15 protein-coding genes are annotated in these 14323 nt (G+C 59.3%); 12 read left to right on the top strand and 3 right to left on the bottom strand.

Annotated elements, in window-relative coordinates; translation table 11 throughout:
• Positions 1-67 precede the first annotated feature (67 nt).
• The 6 genes from lpdA to M1B35_RS24405 all read left to right on the top strand — a co-directional run bounded on the left by lpdA (position 68) and on the right by M1B35_RS24405 (position 6880).
• Complete coding sequence (gene lpdA, locus M1B35_RS24430; RefSeq protein ID WP_123330238.1) at positions 68-1504, top strand: dihydrolipoyl dehydrogenase; 1437 nt, start codon at positions 68-70, stop codon at positions 1502-1504.
• Between the two features lie 226 nt (positions 1505-1730).
• Positions 1731-2897 carry an ADP-forming succinate--CoA ligase subunit beta gene (sucC, locus tag M1B35_RS24425; RefSeq protein ID WP_017127972.1) on the top strand — a complete coding sequence of 389 codons (1167 nt, stop codon included), beginning with the start codon at positions 1731-1733 and terminating at the stop codon, positions 2895-2897.
• Positions 2897-3778 (top strand): succinate--CoA ligase subunit alpha, encoded by an 882-nt coding sequence (sucD, locus tag M1B35_RS24420; RefSeq protein WP_095191616.1) that lies wholly within the window; start codon positions 2897-2899, stop codon positions 3776-3778. The genes sucC and sucD overlap by 1 nt, the downstream gene beginning before the upstream one ends.
• Before the next feature lie 361 nt (positions 3779-4139).
• Positions 4140-5453: a branched-chain amino acid transport system II carrier protein gene (brnQ, locus tag M1B35_RS24415; RefSeq protein WP_268263350.1), complete on the top strand. Its 1314-nt coding sequence runs from the start codon at positions 4140-4142 to the stop codon at positions 5451-5453.
• 167 nt (positions 5454-5620) lie between these two features.
• Positions 5621-6358: a DUF599 domain-containing protein gene (locus tag M1B35_RS24410; RefSeq protein ID WP_268263349.1), complete on the top strand. Its 738-nt coding sequence runs from the start codon at positions 5621-5623 to the stop codon at positions 6356-6358.
• 48 nt (positions 6359-6406) lie between these two features.
• Complete coding sequence (locus M1B35_RS24405) at positions 6407-6880, top strand: hypothetical protein (protein ID WP_268263348.1); 474 nt, start codon at positions 6407-6409, stop codon at positions 6878-6880.
• A 99-nt stretch (positions 6881-6979) separates the two neighbouring features.
• Here M1B35_RS24405 and M1B35_RS24400 read toward each other — a convergent pair whose 3' ends face one another.
• Entirely contained in the window at positions 6980-7231 is a 252-nt protein-coding gene (locus tag M1B35_RS24400) for a hypothetical protein (protein WP_123330246.1), read from the bottom strand.
• Positions 7232-7390: 159 nt separating this feature from the next.
• On the opposite strand from M1B35_RS24400, the gene M1B35_RS24395 reads away from it, so the two are divergent.
• From M1B35_RS24395 to M1B35_RS24380, 4 genes are all read left to right on the top strand, one after another.
• Positions 7391-7867 carry a PaaI family thioesterase gene (locus tag M1B35_RS24395; RefSeq protein ID WP_268263347.1) on the top strand — a complete coding sequence of 159 codons (477 nt, stop codon included), beginning with the start codon at positions 7391-7393 and terminating at the stop codon, positions 7865-7867.
• Complete coding sequence (locus M1B35_RS24390) at positions 7864-8316, top strand: PaaI family thioesterase (RefSeq protein WP_268263346.1); 453 nt, start codon at positions 7864-7866, stop codon at positions 8314-8316. The genes M1B35_RS24395 and M1B35_RS24390 overlap by 4 nt, the downstream gene beginning before the upstream one ends.
• Positions 8317-8405: 89 nt before the next feature.
• The gene (gene htpG, locus M1B35_RS24385) at positions 8406-10310 is read left to right on the top strand and encodes a molecular chaperone HtpG (RefSeq protein WP_268263345.1); all 1905 of its coding nucleotides are present in this window, start codon (positions 8406-8408) and stop codon (positions 10308-10310) included.
• Between the two features lie 67 nt (positions 10311-10377).
• Complete coding sequence (locus tag M1B35_RS24380) at positions 10378-11106, top strand: dienelactone hydrolase family protein (RefSeq protein WP_268263344.1); 729 nt, start codon at positions 10378-10380, stop codon at positions 11104-11106.
• A 78-nt stretch (positions 11107-11184) separates the two neighbouring features.
• On the opposite strand, the gene M1B35_RS24375 is transcribed toward M1B35_RS24380, so the two are convergent.
• Together M1B35_RS24375 and M1B35_RS24370 are read right to left on the bottom strand one after the other, a co-directional pair.
• A complete protein-coding gene (locus M1B35_RS24375; protein ID WP_268263343.1) occupies positions 11185-12057 on the bottom strand; it encodes a pirin family protein in 873 nt (290 codons plus the stop codon).
• 63 nt (positions 12058-12120) lie between these two features.
• Positions 12121-12537 (bottom strand): OsmC family protein, encoded by a 417-nt coding sequence (locus tag M1B35_RS24370; RefSeq protein ID WP_123330256.1) that lies wholly within the window; start codon positions 12535-12537, stop codon positions 12121-12123.
• Positions 12538-12715: 178 nt separating this feature from the next.
• Here M1B35_RS24370 and M1B35_RS24365 point away from each other — a divergent pair, with 178 nt between their 5' ends.
• Entirely contained in the window at positions 12716-13723 is a 1008-nt protein-coding gene (locus M1B35_RS24365) for an amidohydrolase family protein (RefSeq protein WP_425273447.1), read from the top strand.
• 96 nt (positions 13724-13819) lie between these two features.
• On the top strand, positions 13820-14284 hold the full coding sequence (locus M1B35_RS24360) for a DUF3859 domain-containing protein (RefSeq protein ID WP_268263342.1): 465 nt from the start codon (positions 13820-13822) through the stop codon (positions 14282-14284).
• The last annotated feature ends 39 nt before the right edge of the window (positions 14285-14323 follow it).

The following is a 14323-nucleotide window of genomic DNA, read 5'->3' as shown; positions in this document are numbered from 1 at the left end:
GCAAGAAAATGCAGCTTGGCTTGCCGCTCGCGGCTTGAAGCTTGTTGCTAAAAGAGGATCTTTTTACATGACTCAGAAATTCGACGTGGTAGTGATTGGTGCGGGCCCTGGCGGTTATGTAGCCGCCATTAAAGCTGCGCAACTTGGCCTTTCCACTGCCTGCATCGAGAAGTACACCGACAAAGAGGGCAAGCTGGCCCTGGGTGGTACTTGCCTGAACGTGGGTTGCATTCCTTCCAAGGCACTGCTGGACAGCTCCTGGAAATTCCACGAAGCCCAAGACGGTTTCGCGATCCACGGTATCAACCACGCTGGCGTGACCATGGACGTGCCAGCAATGGTCGGCCGTAAGGCCAACATCGTCAAAGGCCTGACCTCTGGCGTTGCGACCCTGTTCAAAGCCAACGGTGTGACCTCGATCCAAGGCCACGGCAAGCTGCTGGCCGGCAAGAAAGTCGAAGTCACCAAGCCTGACGGTTCGGTTGAAGTGATCGAAGCCGAGAACGTGATCCTGGCTCCAGGTTCGCGCCCAATCGACATTCCACCGGCTCCAGTCGATCAGAACGTGATCGTCGACTCCACCGGCGCCCTGGAATTCCAAGCTGTGCCAAAACGCCTGGGCGTGATCGGCGCTGGCGTCATTGGCCTGGAACTGGGTTCGGTCTGGTCGCGTCTGGGCGCACAAGTGACTGTCCTGGAAGCCCTGGACACCTTCCTGATGGCTGCTGACACCGCCGTCTCCAAGGAAGCGCTGAAAACCCTGACCAAACAAGGTCTGGACATCAAGCTGGGCGCTCGCGTGACCGGTTCCAAGGTCAACGGCGACGAAGTGGTCGTGACCTACACCGACGCCAACGGCGAACAGACCATCACCTTCGACAAGCTGATCGTAGCCGTTGGTCGTCGTCCGGTGACCACCGACCTGCTGGCCGCTGATTGCGGCGTGACCCTCGACGAGCGCGGTTTCGTGCACGTTGACGATCACTGCGCCACCACCGTACCGGGCGTCTACGCCATCGGCGACGTGGTCCGCGGCATGATGCTGGCTCACAAGGCTTCGGAAGAGGGCATCATGGTCGTCGAGCGCATTAAGGGCCACAAAGCCCAGATGAACTATGACCTGATCCCATCGGTTATTTATACTCACCCGGAAATTGCATGGGTCGGTAAAACCGAGCAGGCCTTGAAAGCTGAAGGCGTTGAAGTTAACGTCGGCACCTTCCCGTTTGCAGCCAGCGGCCGTGCCATGGCAGCGAACGACACTGGCGGTTTCGTCAAAGTCATCGCCGATGCCAAGACTGATCGCGTATTGGGCGTCCACGTGATTGGCCCAAGCGCTGCGGAACTGGTTCAGCAAGGTGCAATCGGCATGGAATTCGGCACCAGTGCCGAAGACCTGGGCATGATGGTCTTCTCCCATCCGACCCTGTCCGAAGCCCTGCACGAAGCTGCACTGGCAGTGAATGGCGGCGCCATCCACATCGCCAACCGCAAAAAGCGTTAAGACAATAAGAAACCACGGCGGATTGCCCGTCGTGAGCCTTGCGAGCAAGACTCACCGCGGAATCTCCGCTGGACTCGACCTCTCGAGGTAGCGCCGCACACTGGACCGGAGCCCTGGCTCCTGGTTCATGGGCGGCGCTGGTTTGAGAGTAGCGGTCACAGGTGGTGCGGCACTCATCATGAGCGCAGCGCCGAATGCGCAGTACCTAACGAAGACGGTAAAAAGCATGAATCTTCACGAGTATCAGGGTAAGCAGCTGTTCGCTGAGTACGGCCTGCCAGTATCCAAAGGCTACGCGGTAGACACCCCCGAAGAAGCAGCAGAAGCTTGCGACAAAATCGGCGGTTCGGAGTGGGTTGTTAAAGCCCAGGTCCACGCAGGTGGTCGCGGTAAAGCGGGCGGCGTTAAGCTGGTTCGCAGCAAAGAAGACGCTAAAGCATTCGCTCAACAGTGGTTGGGCAAGCGTCTGGTGACTTATCAGACTGACGCCAATGGCCAGCCTGTCACCAAGATCCTGGTTGAATCGTGCACTGATATCGCTAAAGAGCTGTACCTGGGCGCTGTCGTTGACCGTTCGAGCCGTCGCATCGTGTTCATGGCTTCCACCGAAGGTGGCGTGGACATCGAGAAAATCGCTCACGACACTCCAGAAAAAATTCTGAAAGCCACCATCGATCCACTGGTTGGCGCTCAGCCATTCCAGGGTCGCGAGCTGGCATTCCAGCTGGGCCTGGAAGGCAAGCAAGTTGCTCAGTTCGCCAAGATCTTCGTAGGTCTGGCCAAGCTGTTCAAGGATCACGACCTGGCTCTGCTGGAAGTGAACCCGCTGGTGATCAAGGCTGACGGCGATCTGCATTGCCTGGACGCGAAGATCAACATCGACGCCAACGCCATGTACCGTCAGCCTAAGCTGAAGACTTTCCACGATCCGTCGCAAGACGATCCGCGCGAAGCGCACGCTGCCAAGTTCGAACTGAACTACGTAGCCCTGGAAGGCAACATCGGCTGCATGGTCAACGGTGCTGGCCTGGCCATGGGTACCATGGACATCGTCAACCTGCATGGCGGCAAACCAGCCAACTTCCTCGACGTGGGCGGTGGTGCTACCAAAGAACGCGTAACCGAAGCCTTCAAGATCATCCTGTCCGACACTAACGTCGCTGCAGTACTGGTCAACATCTTCGGCGGCATCGTTCGTTGCGACATGATTGCCGAAGGCATCATCGGTGCAGTGAAAGAAGTCGGCGTGAAAATCCCGGTTGTTGTTCGCCTTGAAGGTAACAACGCTGAACTGGGCGCTAAAGTACTGGCAGAAAGCGGCTTGAACATCATCGCTGCTACCAGCCTGACCGACGCTGCTCAACAAGTTGTCAAAGCTGCGGAGGGCAAATAATGAGCGTCCTGATCAATAAAGACACCAAAGTTATCTGCCAGGGTATTACCGGTTCGCAAGGTAGTTTCCACACCCAGCAAGCCATCGAGTACGGCACCCAAATGGTGGGCGGCGTCACTCCAGGCAAAGGCGGCACCGAGCACCTGGGCCTGCCAGTGTTCAACACCGTGAAAGACGCTGTAGCTGCCACTGGCGCCACTGCCAGCGTGATCTACGTTCCAGCTCCTTTCTGCAAAGACTCCATCCTGGAAGCAGCATTCGGCGGCATCAAGCTGATCGTTTGCATCACCGAAGGCATTCCTACCCTGGACATGCTGGACGCTAAAGTTAAGTGCGACGAGCTGGGCGTTGTCCTGATCGGCCCTAACTGCCCAGGCGTGATCACCCCAGGCGAATGCAAGATCGGCATCATGCCAGGTCACATTCACTTGCCAGGTAAGGTCGGTATCGTTTCCCGTTCCGGCACCCTGACTTACGAAGCTGTTAAGCAGACCACTGACGCCGGTTTCGGTCAGTCGACTTGCGTCGGCATCGGCGGTGACCCGATCCCAGGCTCCAACTTCATCGACATCCTGAAACTGTTCCAGGAAGACCCGAAGACCGAAGCGATCGTAATGATCGGCGAGATCGGCGGTTCGGCTGAAGAAGAAGCGGCTGCCTACATCAAGGCTCACGTGACCAAACCGGTTGTTTCCTACATCGCTGGTGTGACTGCTCCTCCGGGCAAGCGCATGGGCCATGCTGGCGCAATCATCTCTGGCGGCAAAGGCACAGCAGACGAGAAATTCGCTGCTCTGCAAGACGCAGGCGTTAAAACCGTGCGTTCGCTGGCAGACATCGGCAAGGCCCTGGCCGAGCTGACCGGTTGGGCTGTCAAGTAAGCCTCGCGCTTAGCTGAAACCCCAATACGACAAAAGCCACCTTCGGGTGGCTTTTGTTGTTTTGGGGCAGCTACAAGTGGCGATTTTTTAGCTTCAAGCTTGAAGCCCAAGGCTGTTGCTTGCCGCTTATGGCTGCTTTTCTTTCAAAAACGCGACACGGAAATGTCGCTTATCAGATAGTTCGCCCTCTAACGGTGCGTTTGTCTTGTGAAATCTGTAATCTACCCGCCTCTTTTTGCGTCTGCTGCCCACAAGGTCGCGGCGCGCTAAACGGGTCAGTCTTATACGGATTGACAGCATTTCCCTCACTCATAGGGAAATCCCTCTCTAAATTCCGATTCAGTAGTGTGGTATTTCCTTAATGAACGTGTTGAAAGGTCAGGACATCCTGGCACTTGGTTTTATGACATTTGCCCTGTTCGTCGGGGCCGGCAACATCATCTTCCCCCCCATCGTCGGTTTGCAGTCCGGGCCTCATGTCTGGATGGCGGCGTTGGGCTTCCTGATCACCGCCGTCGGCCTGCCAGTGGTCACCGTAGTGGCCTTGGCCAAGGTGGGCGGGGCGATGGATGCGCTGAGCAGCCCCATCGGCAAGGTCGCCGGCGGCCTGCTGGCGGCGGTGTGCTACCTGGCGGTCGGTCCGCTGTTCGCCACCCCACGTACCGCCACCGTGTCCTTTGAAGTGGGCCTCGCGCCGCTGACCGGTGAAAGCCCGCTGGCGCTGTTCCTATACAGCTCGGTGTACTTCCTCCTGGTGTTCTTCGTTTCCTTGTACCCGGGGCGTCTGCTGGACACCGTTGGGCGCTTCCTGGCGCCGCTGAAGATCATTGCCCTGGCCGTGTTGGGCATTGCCGCGTTCGCGCTGCCGGCGGGGGATATCGGCACGGCCACCCCTGAATACGTGGCGGCACCGTTTTCCCAAGGCTTTATCAATGGCTACCTGACCATGGATACCCTGGGCGCACTGGTGTTCGGCATCGTCATCGTCAATGCCATCCGCTCTCGGGGTGTCGAGTCGCCGCGCCTGATCACCCGCTACGCCATCATTGCCGGGCTGATTGCCGGTGTCGGTCTGGCGCTGGTGTACATCAGCCTGTTCCGCCTGGGTTCGGGCAGCCATGAAGTGGCCGCCGGTGCCAACAACGGTGCTGCGGTGTTGCACGCTTATGTACAACACACCTTCGGTTCCCTGGGCAGCGGTTTCCTCGCGGTGCTGATCTCCCTGGCATGCCTGGTGACTGCGGTCGGCCTGACCTGCGCCTGCGCCGAATACTTCAGCCGGGTGTTGCCGCTGTCCTACAAGACGCTGGTCATCATCCTTGCGCTGTTCTCGCTGCTGGTGTCCAACCTGGGCCTGACCAAGCTGATCGCCTTCTCCATCCCGGTGCTGACCGCCATCTACCCGCCGTGCATCGCTCTGGTCGCCCTGAGCTTCTGCAAGGATTTCTGGCATGAACAGGGGCGCATTGTTGGTCCGGTGATGCTGGTGGCCTTCCTGTTCGGCACCATCGATGCTCTGAAAGGCACTCCGCTGGCGAGCCGTATGCCGCAGGTGTTGCTCGACCTGCCGTTGAGCCAGCAAGGCCTGGCCTGGCTGGTGCCTTCGGTGATTGTCCTGGTGCTGGCAGTGGTCTGCGACCGCATGCTGGGCAAGCGCGCCGAAGTCTTGGCTTGATCGCCCCGGGCTCGCCACAAGCGGGCCTTGAGGAGTGACCGAAATGCCCCGTATCCATCGATACGGGGCATTTTTTATGGGCGCTGGCGGGTGTCTTTTTCACTGCTGCGGCGTCGAAGCAGTGCCTGTTTGTTTTACCCTCTGCCAACGCCTTGATAGGGAATTGCATGTCGTTCGTTGAAGCCAACCTGGTCCATATCCTCGCTGCCCTGTGGTTTGCCATCTGCTGGGGCGGTTACACCCGCTACGCCACCTGGAAAGGGCGCGATACCGCCTGCCTGGCCAGTGTGATGCACCTGTACCGTGAAGACTGGATGCGCCGCATGCTGCTGCGGGACAACCGCATTGCCGACGCCAGCGTGATCGGTAACCTGGAACGCAATGCCTCGTTCTTTGCCTCCAGCACCCTGATTATCCTGGCCGGTATTCTCACCGTGCTCGGTGCGTCGGAGCGTGCGGTGTCGCTGTTGGCGGACATCCCCATGGTCCAGCAAGCATCCCAGGGCATGTCGGAGATCAAACTGCTGTGCCTGGCGCTGGTATTTGTCTACGCCTTCTTTACCTTCAGTTGGTGCATGCGCCAGTACAACTTTGCCGCGGTGCTGGTGGGGTCGGCACCGATGATCGGTGAGCGTCATGTTTCCGAGCAGGAGCGCAAGGCCTTTGCCTCGCGGGCGGCGCGGGTGATCTCCATGGCGGCCAACCAGTTCAACTTCGGTTTGCGTTCCTATTACTTCGGCATGACCATGCTGGCCTGGTTCGTCAGCCCCTGGTTGTTCATGCTGATGAGTGCCGGGGTGGTGTTCGTGTTGTATCAGCGGGAGTTTCATTCCGATGTACTGGACGTCATGGTCTATACCCCGACTGAAATGCCTGTGAGCGATGGGGCCAAAGAGGGCGTTTGATCTCACTATCTATCGATGGGCCTGTGCCCGGTTAAAAGGATATGACCGATGAACAACTCCCGTGCCCTGAAGTGTTTGTGCTTGTTGTTTTTTGTGTTGTCGGGCTGTCGAGTGCAAACCCTGTACCTGAACGGACAGGCCCGTGGCCAGGTGGTGGACGCCATGAGCGGCGTGCCGATTGCGGGGGCCAAAGGGGTGTTCTGTGGTGCGCGGTTCCTGACCCGCGATGACGGCGGCTTTGAGGTCGAGGAAGCGACCGACTGGGAGTGGGTCATGGTATTGGCCGGCCGTTCGCCACAGGACACCCCTCATCCTTGCTACATGAGCATTGCGGCTCCGGGGTATCAGGCGCGCCAATGGCTGGCGCCGTTTGCCGTGGGTTACGACTTCCCAATCCGCTTGCTGCCGACTATCAGCACCTTGCATTACAGGCTGGAGGCTCCGGTCAATGACGAAGGGCTGATGCCCTCGTTGCAGATGCCCCCGCAACGGGACGAGGTGTTCCCGGAGGCGGGAAACTAGTCTTCGACGTGTTTATTCTTTCCCTCATGGGCAGCCTGTTTTACGGGCAAGAAAAAGCCCGCGCGAGGCGGGCTTTTTTGTTCTGCACTAAAACCACGGTTAGTTGGTTTTAGGCGCTGCTTCAGTGGCGTTCTCTTCAGCAGCGGCTTTGTTGGATTCAGCCTGATCTTTGGCGGCTTCGGCGTTTTCTTTCGCCGCGTCGTTCACTTTATCCTGAGCCTCGTTCATTTTCTGTTGAGCTTGCTCAGCATGTTGGTTGGCATCTTGAGCTTTGTCCTCGGATTTTTTATCGCAGGCAGCGAGACCGAGGGAAGCGGTCAGCATCAGGGCAATAGCTAAAGTCTTACGCATGGGGTGTTTCTCCTTATTGAAGATATCTAGTGGCCTTTCGAGCACAGCCGCAAAGCTTAAGTTCCTCGTAGTTCACAGATATATAAAGTTCGCTTTTGTTGGAACTTTTACGCTCTTTGTTAACTGCGGTGTTGCAACACTAAACAGAGACTTCCGGCCATGGCGCAAACCCCTATTTTTGAGCGTGCGACGCGTTTTTTGTCGGCGTTGCGGCACTGTCAGGTGCTGGGCCTTGAGGTTCACAGCGCCTCGACGGACGGCATCACCTTGAGCCTTCCCTATAGCCCGCACATTGTCGGCAACCCCGAGACCGGGGTCATCCACGGTGGAGCCCTGACCTCGTTGATGGACAGCGCCTGTGGCATGGCCACTTTGTGTGCATTGCCGGAGTTCGAGGTCTGCCCGACCCTGGACCTGCGCATCGACTACATGCGTTCCGCCGAGCCCCATAAAGGCGTGTACGGGTTTGCCCAGTGCTATCGAGTGACCACAGACGTGATCTTTATCCGCGGCTTTGCCTATCAGGACGATCCCGAGCAGCCGATTGCCCATGCGGTCGGCACCTTTATGCGCATGGGCACAGGGATCAAGGGCAGCAAGGGCTTCGCCGGCGCGTTGAAAGGGCAAGGGCAATGACTGAAGACTTCAAGGAACAACTGAGGCAGGCCCACGAGCGGGGCGATTATGGGGTGCTGTTGCAGCGCATCCCCTACGCCAAATTGATCGGTGTCGAATGCTCGCGATTGGGTGACGAACTGCTGTTTTGTCTGCCGGCCAACCGGGACAACATCGGTAACCCTTTGCTGCCGGCCATCCACGGTGGGGTGATTGCCGGCTTCATGGAACTGGCGGCAGCCTTGCATCTGTTGGTGTTCACCGGGTCCCCCGGGGTGCCGAAAATCATCGACTTCTCCCTGGACTACCTGCGTGCCGGGCAGTTTCGCGACACCTACGCCAAATGCCAGGTCTGTCGCCAGGGACGGAGGGTGGCCAACGTCGCCATTACCGCGTGGCAAAGCACCGAAGCCGAACCGATTGCCACTGCTCGGGCACATTTCAAGATTGAGGAATGCCCCAGCCCTTGAAATCCTCGGATCAACCCCCAACTTTGATGACATCCCGCCGTTGGCCCTTTGGTTACGGCTTATGCCATCTGATTTGGAGTTTGATGACCATGAGTGTGGAAACTCAAAAGGAAACCCTGGGCTTCCAGACCGAGGTGAAGCAACTGCTGCACCTCATGATCCATTCGCTGTATTCCAACAAGGAAATCTTCCTTCGCGAATTGATCTCGAACGCCTCTGACGCTGTCGACAAATTGCGTTTCGAAGCCTTGTCCAAGCCTGAGTTGCTGGAAGGTGGCGCCGAACTGAAAATCCGTGTGAGCTTCGATAAGGACGCGAAAACCGTCACCCTCGAAGACAACGGCATCGGCATGAGCCGTGAAGATGTGATCACCCACCTGGGGACCATCGCCAAGTCCGGCACCGCCGACTTCATGAAAAACCTCAGCGGCGACCAGAAGAAGGACTCGCACCTGATCGGTCAGTTCGGTGTCGGTTTCTACTCCGCGTTTATCGTCGCCGACCAGGTTGAAGTGTTCAGCCGCCGTGCCGGTCTGGCCGCCAGCGAAGGCGTGCATTGGTCGTCCAAGGGCGAGGGCGAGTTTGAAGTCGCCACCGTCGAGAAGGCCGATCGCGGTACCCGCATCGTGCTGCACCTGAAGTCCGGCGAAGACGAATTTGCCGATGGCTGGCGCCTGCGCAACATCATCAAGAAGTACTCCGACCACATCGCCTTGCCGATCGAGCTGCCGAAAGAACAAGCCGCTGCCGAAGGTGAAGAGGCCCCGGCGCTGGAATGGGAAACCGTCAACCGCGCCAGCGCGCTGTGGACCCGTCCGCGCACCGAGGTCAAGGACGAGGAATACCAGGAGTTCTACAAGCACATCGCTCACGACTTCGAGAACCCGCTGAGCTGGAGCCACAACAAGGTCGAAGGCAAGCTGGAATACAGCTCGCTGCTCTATGTGCCGGCCCGCGCGCCGTTCGACCTGTACCAGCGTGAAGCGCCGAAAGGCCTGAAGCTGTATGTGCAGCGTGTCTTCGTCATGGATCAGGCCGAGTCCTTCCTGCCGCTGTACCTGCGTTTCATCAAGGGCGTGGTCGATTCCAACGACCTGTCCCTGAACGTCTCGCGGGAAATCCTGCAGAAAGACCCGATCATCGATTCCATGAAGTCGGCACTGACCAAGCGCGTCCTCGACATGCTGGAAAAACTGGCGAAGAACGAGCCTGAGCAATACAAAGGCTTCTGGAAAAACTTCGGCCAAGTCATGAAAGAAGGCCCGGCTGAAGATTTCGCCAACAAGGAAAAAATCGCCGGCCTGCTGCGTTTCGCCTCGACCCACGGTGATGACGGCGAGCAAAACGTCGCCCTGTCCGAGTACCTGGCACGCGCCAAGGAAGGCCAGGACAAGATCTACTACCTGACCGGTGAAACCTACGCCCAGGTGAAAAACAGCCCGCACCTGGAAGTCTTCCGCAAGAAAGGCATCGAAGTGCTGTTGCTCACCGACCGTATCGACGAGTGGCTGATGAGCTACCTCAGCGATTTCGACGGCAAAGGGTTTGTCGACGTGGCTCGTGGCGACCTGGACCTGGGCAACCTGGACTCGGAAGAGGACAAGAAGGCCGCAGAGGAATTCGCCAAGACCAAAGAAGGTTTGGTTGAGCGGATCAAGACTGCCCTGGGCGAGTCGGTCAGCGAAGTGCGGGTTTCCCACCGTCTTACCGATTCTCCGGCGATCCTGGCCATTGGCGAACAAGACCTGGGCCTGCAAATGCGTCAGATCCTTGAAGCCAGCGGGCAGAAGGTGCCGGACTCCAAGCCAATCTTCGAATTCAACCCGACTCACCCGTTGATCGAGAAACTCGACAACGAGCAGAGCGAAGAGCGTTTTGGCGACCTGTCGCACATCCTCTTCGATCAGGCGGCCCTGGCGGCCGGCGACAGCTTGAAAGACCCGGCGGCCTATGTGCGCCGCCTGAACAAGCTGTTGGTTGAACTGTCGGTTTAACCTCGTAGCAAGAAAACCCCGCTTCGGCGGGGTTTTTCGTTCTAGCGAACTTCAACTGGAGAAAATGATGAGCCAAGTCACCGTGCGTTCCGTGGTCTATCAGGTTGATGGCCAGTCTTATGAAAGCCGCCTGGCCTTTGATGCCAGCCACCAGGGCCCGCAGCCGGGCTTGCTGATGGCGCCGAACTGGATGGGTGTCAGCGCCGCAGCCGAAGAGATTGCCAAGGCCGTGGCCGGCAAGGGCTATGTGGTGTTGATCGCTGATCTCTACGGGCAGCGTGTGCGTCCGCAAAACGGCGATGAAGCCGGCGCCGCGATGATGCCGCTGAAAAATGACCGGGCACTGCTGCGCAAGCGCATGCAGGCGGCGTTCGAACAACTGCAAGGCCAGTCGGAAGCGGCTGTCGATACCTCGAAGCTGGCCACGTTCGGCTTCTGTTTTGGTGGTTGCTGCTCCCTGGAGCTGGCGCGTACCGGCGCCCCGGTGAAAGCGACGGTGTCGTTCCACGGCACCCTGGATACGCCGACCCCGGCCGATGCCAAGAACATCAGCGGTTCGGTTCTGGTGCTGCACGGCGCCGCCGACCCGCTGGTGGACAAGGCCCAGTTGCCGGCGTTCGAGGCGGAAATGGATGCGGCAGGCGTGGACTGGCAACTGCTCAGCTATGGCGGTGCGGTGCATTCCTTCACCGACCCCCACGCCAACGTGCCGGGCAAAATGATGTATGACGCCAAGACCTCTGCCCGAGCCTTTACCGCCATGCACAACCTGCTGGATGAAGTGTTCAAGGGCTGATGCCTGATCGCCGGCAAGCGCGCTCCTACTGTAGGAGCCGGCTTGCCAGCGATGCCGATAATCCGGCCGGCTCCAACCTCAAGCCTTACTCCCCGGCAACTCGATCCGCTCAACTTCCCCTGGCACCCTTGGCCAATCCCCGGCTGCCCAGCGTCGGCGTGCGTCATCGATCCGTGCCGGGTCGCTGGCCACGAAGTTCCAGTTGATCCGCCGTGGCCCATCCAGCGGCGCACCGCCCAGGATCACCAGGTGGCACTCGGTTTCAGCAAACAGCGTGGCGCTGTCTCCCGCTGGCAGGACCACCAGCGAATGAGGTTCCAACGTCTCGCCCTCCAACTGTGCTTCACCTTCCAGCACATACAGCGCGCGTTCCTGATGTTCATCGGGGATCAGCAGGCTGGTGGCGGTCTGCATCTGTACTTCGGCGTAGAGGGTGGGGGAGAGCACCGGCACCGGCGACTCCAGGCAGAAGCCTGAACCGGCGATCATGCGGATGCGTACGCCGAGGTTATCGCTGACCGGCAAGCTGGTCGCCGGGTGATGGCTGTAATGCCCCGGCCCTTGTTCATGCTCCTTGGGCGAGGCCAGCCAGACTTGCAGGCCATGCAGGCTGAAGCCCTGCTCCATGAGCGCCTGCGGGGTGCGTTCGACATGGGCGATGGCGCTGCCGGCAGTCATCCAGCTGACGTCCCCGGCTTGCACCACTTGGTCGGAGCCCAAGCTGTCCTTGTGCTGGATCTGCCCTTCGAACAGGTAGGTCAGGGTGGACAGGCCAATGTGCGGATGCTGGCGGATATTCATCCCATGCCCGGCCGGGTAGCGGGTGCTGAGCATGTGGTCAAAGAACACGAAGGGCCCGACGCTGCGGCACTGAGCTGAAGGCAGTGGCCGAAGGATGGGTTGGCCTTCGACGTCTTCGGCGCGGGGACGGATTACCAGGGGAGTCGGCATGGCGGTATTCCAGGCTGGGCGGGTGATGCCGAGGAGCATAACCCGCTTCGACAGGCCTGGGCGTTATTGGCTGAAGGCGCCTTCGGAGAGATGGGTTTCGACCGTGACTTCGGCGCTGGTCATCAGTTTATGAATCGGGCAGCGGTCGGCCACACGGTGCAATTCGTCACGCTGGGCGTCGGTGAGCACGCCCTTGAGGGTGAGTTTGACGTGCAGGGCGTACAGGCCTTTCTGCTCTTGGCTATTGTCGTGCTTGACCTCCACCGTGACGCCGGTGAGCGGGATGTTCTTTTTCTGCGCATACAGCTTGAGGGTCAGCGCCTTGCAGGCCCCGAGGGCGGCGTCGAAGAAGTCATGGGGTTCCGGCGCCGAGCCCTCGCCACCGGCGCTGACGGGCAGGTCGGCAAAGAGTTGATGGTCGTCGATCTGGATGCTGTGGCGAAAACCTTCGCTGGACTCGGTATTGACGGTGATGGTCATGGCAAACCTCGGGCAGTAATGGATGTCGGAACGGGCTTACTAAAGGTGCTGAAGTTATAGAGCATTCATCGCTGCGAGCGTTCCTCTTTTCTGAACCGCTGCTGGTGGCCGAGGGTCTATCCTGCTCGACCTTGCTGGAGATTGCCCCGTGCACTGGACTCACCTGACGGCTTTGCTGTTGTTGCTACCCGGCGCCTGGGTCCAGGCCGGTGACGATGTCCAGCGAAATAATCTGCCCAAGGGTTATGCCTACAGCGACGCGCACCTGCATTACGTGGATTTTTTCCAGGAGTCGGCCGGCATGGACAAGCTGCTCAAGTCCATGGACGACAATCGGATCGAGCATGTAATGATTTCCGGTATTCCGGTGGCCAAGAAATGGCATGAAGACGAGCCCAAGCGTCCCCGCTACTACGCCGGTGATGATGCCGACGCTTACTGGTACAGCGCCACCGATGTGCTGGTGGCGGCGGCGGTCAGCCAGCTGCCTGCGGAGCAGCGGCGGCGCTTTCATCCGTTTCTGTCGGGCTTCAACCCCAATGACAAGAACTCCGCCGCCCATATCCAGCGCATGCTGGACCTCAATCCGGGCCTTTGGCAGGGGCTGGGGGAGGTCTTTACCCGGCATGACGATCTCACCGCACTGACCTCCGGCGACACCCCCAGGGCCAACAACGAAGCCATGACCCGCATCTACCACCTGGCGGCGGAGAACGACCTGCCGGTGATGCTGCACTCCAACATCACCTCCAAGCGTGAACGCAACCCGCTGTACCTGGCGGAGATCGAAGAGCCGCTGCGCAATCATCCCCACACGCGATTCATCTGGGCCCACGCCGGGACCAGCATGGAAATCCACCGCCATCAGGTGCAGCTGGATTTTCTCCTGCCAACCCTGACGCGGCTGCTCGAGGCCTACCCCAATCTGTACGTGGACCTGTCCTGGAGCGTGCTCAGGCCTTACTTGCTGGACGATGCCGGCAAGCCCCGCCCTGAATGGCTGGCGCTGGTCCAGCGCTTTCCTGAGCGCTTTATGCTCGGCTCGGACGTGGTCGGGCGTTTCAACAAATTGGGCAAGGCCTTGACCGCCTTCGATCCATTTCTCGACGCCTTGCCCGAGGACGTGGCCCGCCGGGTGGCGCGGGATAACTTCCTGGCGATCCTGCCGCGCTCGGCCGCCCGATAAGGCCCGGCCCGGGGCTGCTGTGCGCCGCTGTGGGAATGTCATCAGCCTGTCATGCCTGCGTCATAGGCTCGCGCCATCTCAATCAAGGAGCGCGATATGCACCTCACTCGTTTAAGCGCACTGGCGGCGCTGATGCTGCTCAGTGGCCTGGCCTCTGCCGAAGTTCACGTTGAAGGCCCGGTGGAATACGGCGTGTTTGAAGGCCCCAAGGCCCAGTTGCAGTCCGGCGAGCGTGTGTTGCGCCGCAACAACGAAGCCATCCTGCAGACCGAGGTGGTGCCGGCCAAGCTGGGGACCAAGTTCGGCATGCGTTACCAGTTGGTGGGTAAAGTGGCCGAGGATGTGCCCTTGACCCTGCTGTATTTCACCCCAGGCATTCGCACCGCCGATGGCCTGCGCCACGACAAGTTTGAAGTGACTCAGAAGCTGGTGCCGGGTGCGCCTCAGGAAGTCATGGCCTACGAATTCACCGAAAGCCATGAGGTGGTGCCCGGTGAGTGGCGTTTTATGGTGTTCCAAGGGGACCGTTTGTTGGCCCAGCAGCGTTTCACCGTGCGCTGAATCGTTTTACGCCCAAGTATCGAAGTGCTTGGGCGGTTT

The organism is Pseudomonas morbosilactucae (assembly GCF_023241665.1).
Lineage (GTDB): Bacteria > Pseudomonadota > Gammaproteobacteria > Pseudomonadales > Pseudomonadaceae > Aquipseudomonas > Aquipseudomonas morbosilactucae.
Note: the sequence above shows the minus strand (reverse complement) of the source record. Positions and strands in the feature narration are given on the sequence as shown.

Bases quoted from the DNA above. Each gene is read 5' to 3' on its own strand.
- lpdA (WP_123330238.1), top strand. From the start codon at position 68: ATGACTCAGAAATTCGACGTGGTAGTGATTGGTGCGGGCCCTGGCGGT.
- sucC (WP_017127972.1), top strand. From the start codon at position 1,731: ATGAATCTTCACGAGTATCAGGGTAAGCAGCTGTTCGCTGAGTACGGC.
- sucD (WP_095191616.1), top strand. From the start codon at position 2,897: ATGAGCGTCCTGATCAATAAAGACACCAAAGTTATCTGCCAGGGTATT.
- brnQ (WP_268263350.1), top strand. From the start codon at position 4,140: ATGAACGTGTTGAAAGGTCAGGACATCCTGGCACTTGGTTTTATGACA.
- M1B35_RS24410 (WP_268263349.1), top strand. From the start codon at position 5,621: ATGTCGTTCGTTGAAGCCAACCTGGTCCATATCCTCGCTGCCCTGTGG.
- M1B35_RS24405 (WP_268263348.1), top strand. From the start codon at position 6,407: ATGAACAACTCCCGTGCCCTGAAGTGTTTGTGCTTGTTGTTTTTTGTG.
- M1B35_RS24400 (WP_123330246.1), bottom strand. From the start codon at position 7,231: ATGCGTAAGACTTTAGCTATTGCCCTGATGCTGACCGCTTCCCTCGGT.
- M1B35_RS24395 (WP_268263347.1), top strand. From the start codon at position 7,391: ATGGCGCAAACCCCTATTTTTGAGCGTGCGACGCGTTTTTTGTCGGCG.
- M1B35_RS24390 (WP_268263346.1), top strand. From the start codon at position 7,864: ATGACTGAAGACTTCAAGGAACAACTGAGGCAGGCCCACGAGCGGGGC.
- htpG (WP_268263345.1), top strand. From the start codon at position 8,406: ATGAGTGTGGAAACTCAAAAGGAAACCCTGGGCTTCCAGACCGAGGTG.
- M1B35_RS24380 (WP_268263344.1), top strand. From the start codon at position 10,378: ATGAGCCAAGTCACCGTGCGTTCCGTGGTCTATCAGGTTGATGGCCAG.
- M1B35_RS24375 (WP_268263343.1), bottom strand. From the start codon at position 12,057: ATGCCGACTCCCCTGGTAATCCGTCCCCGCGCCGAAGACGTCGAAGGC.
- M1B35_RS24370 (WP_123330256.1), bottom strand. From the start codon at position 12,537: ATGACCATCACCGTCAATACCGAGTCCAGCGAAGGTTTTCGCCACAGC.
- M1B35_RS24360 (WP_268263342.1), top strand. From the start codon at position 13,820: ATGCACCTCACTCGTTTAAGCGCACTGGCGGCGCTGATGCTGCTCAGT.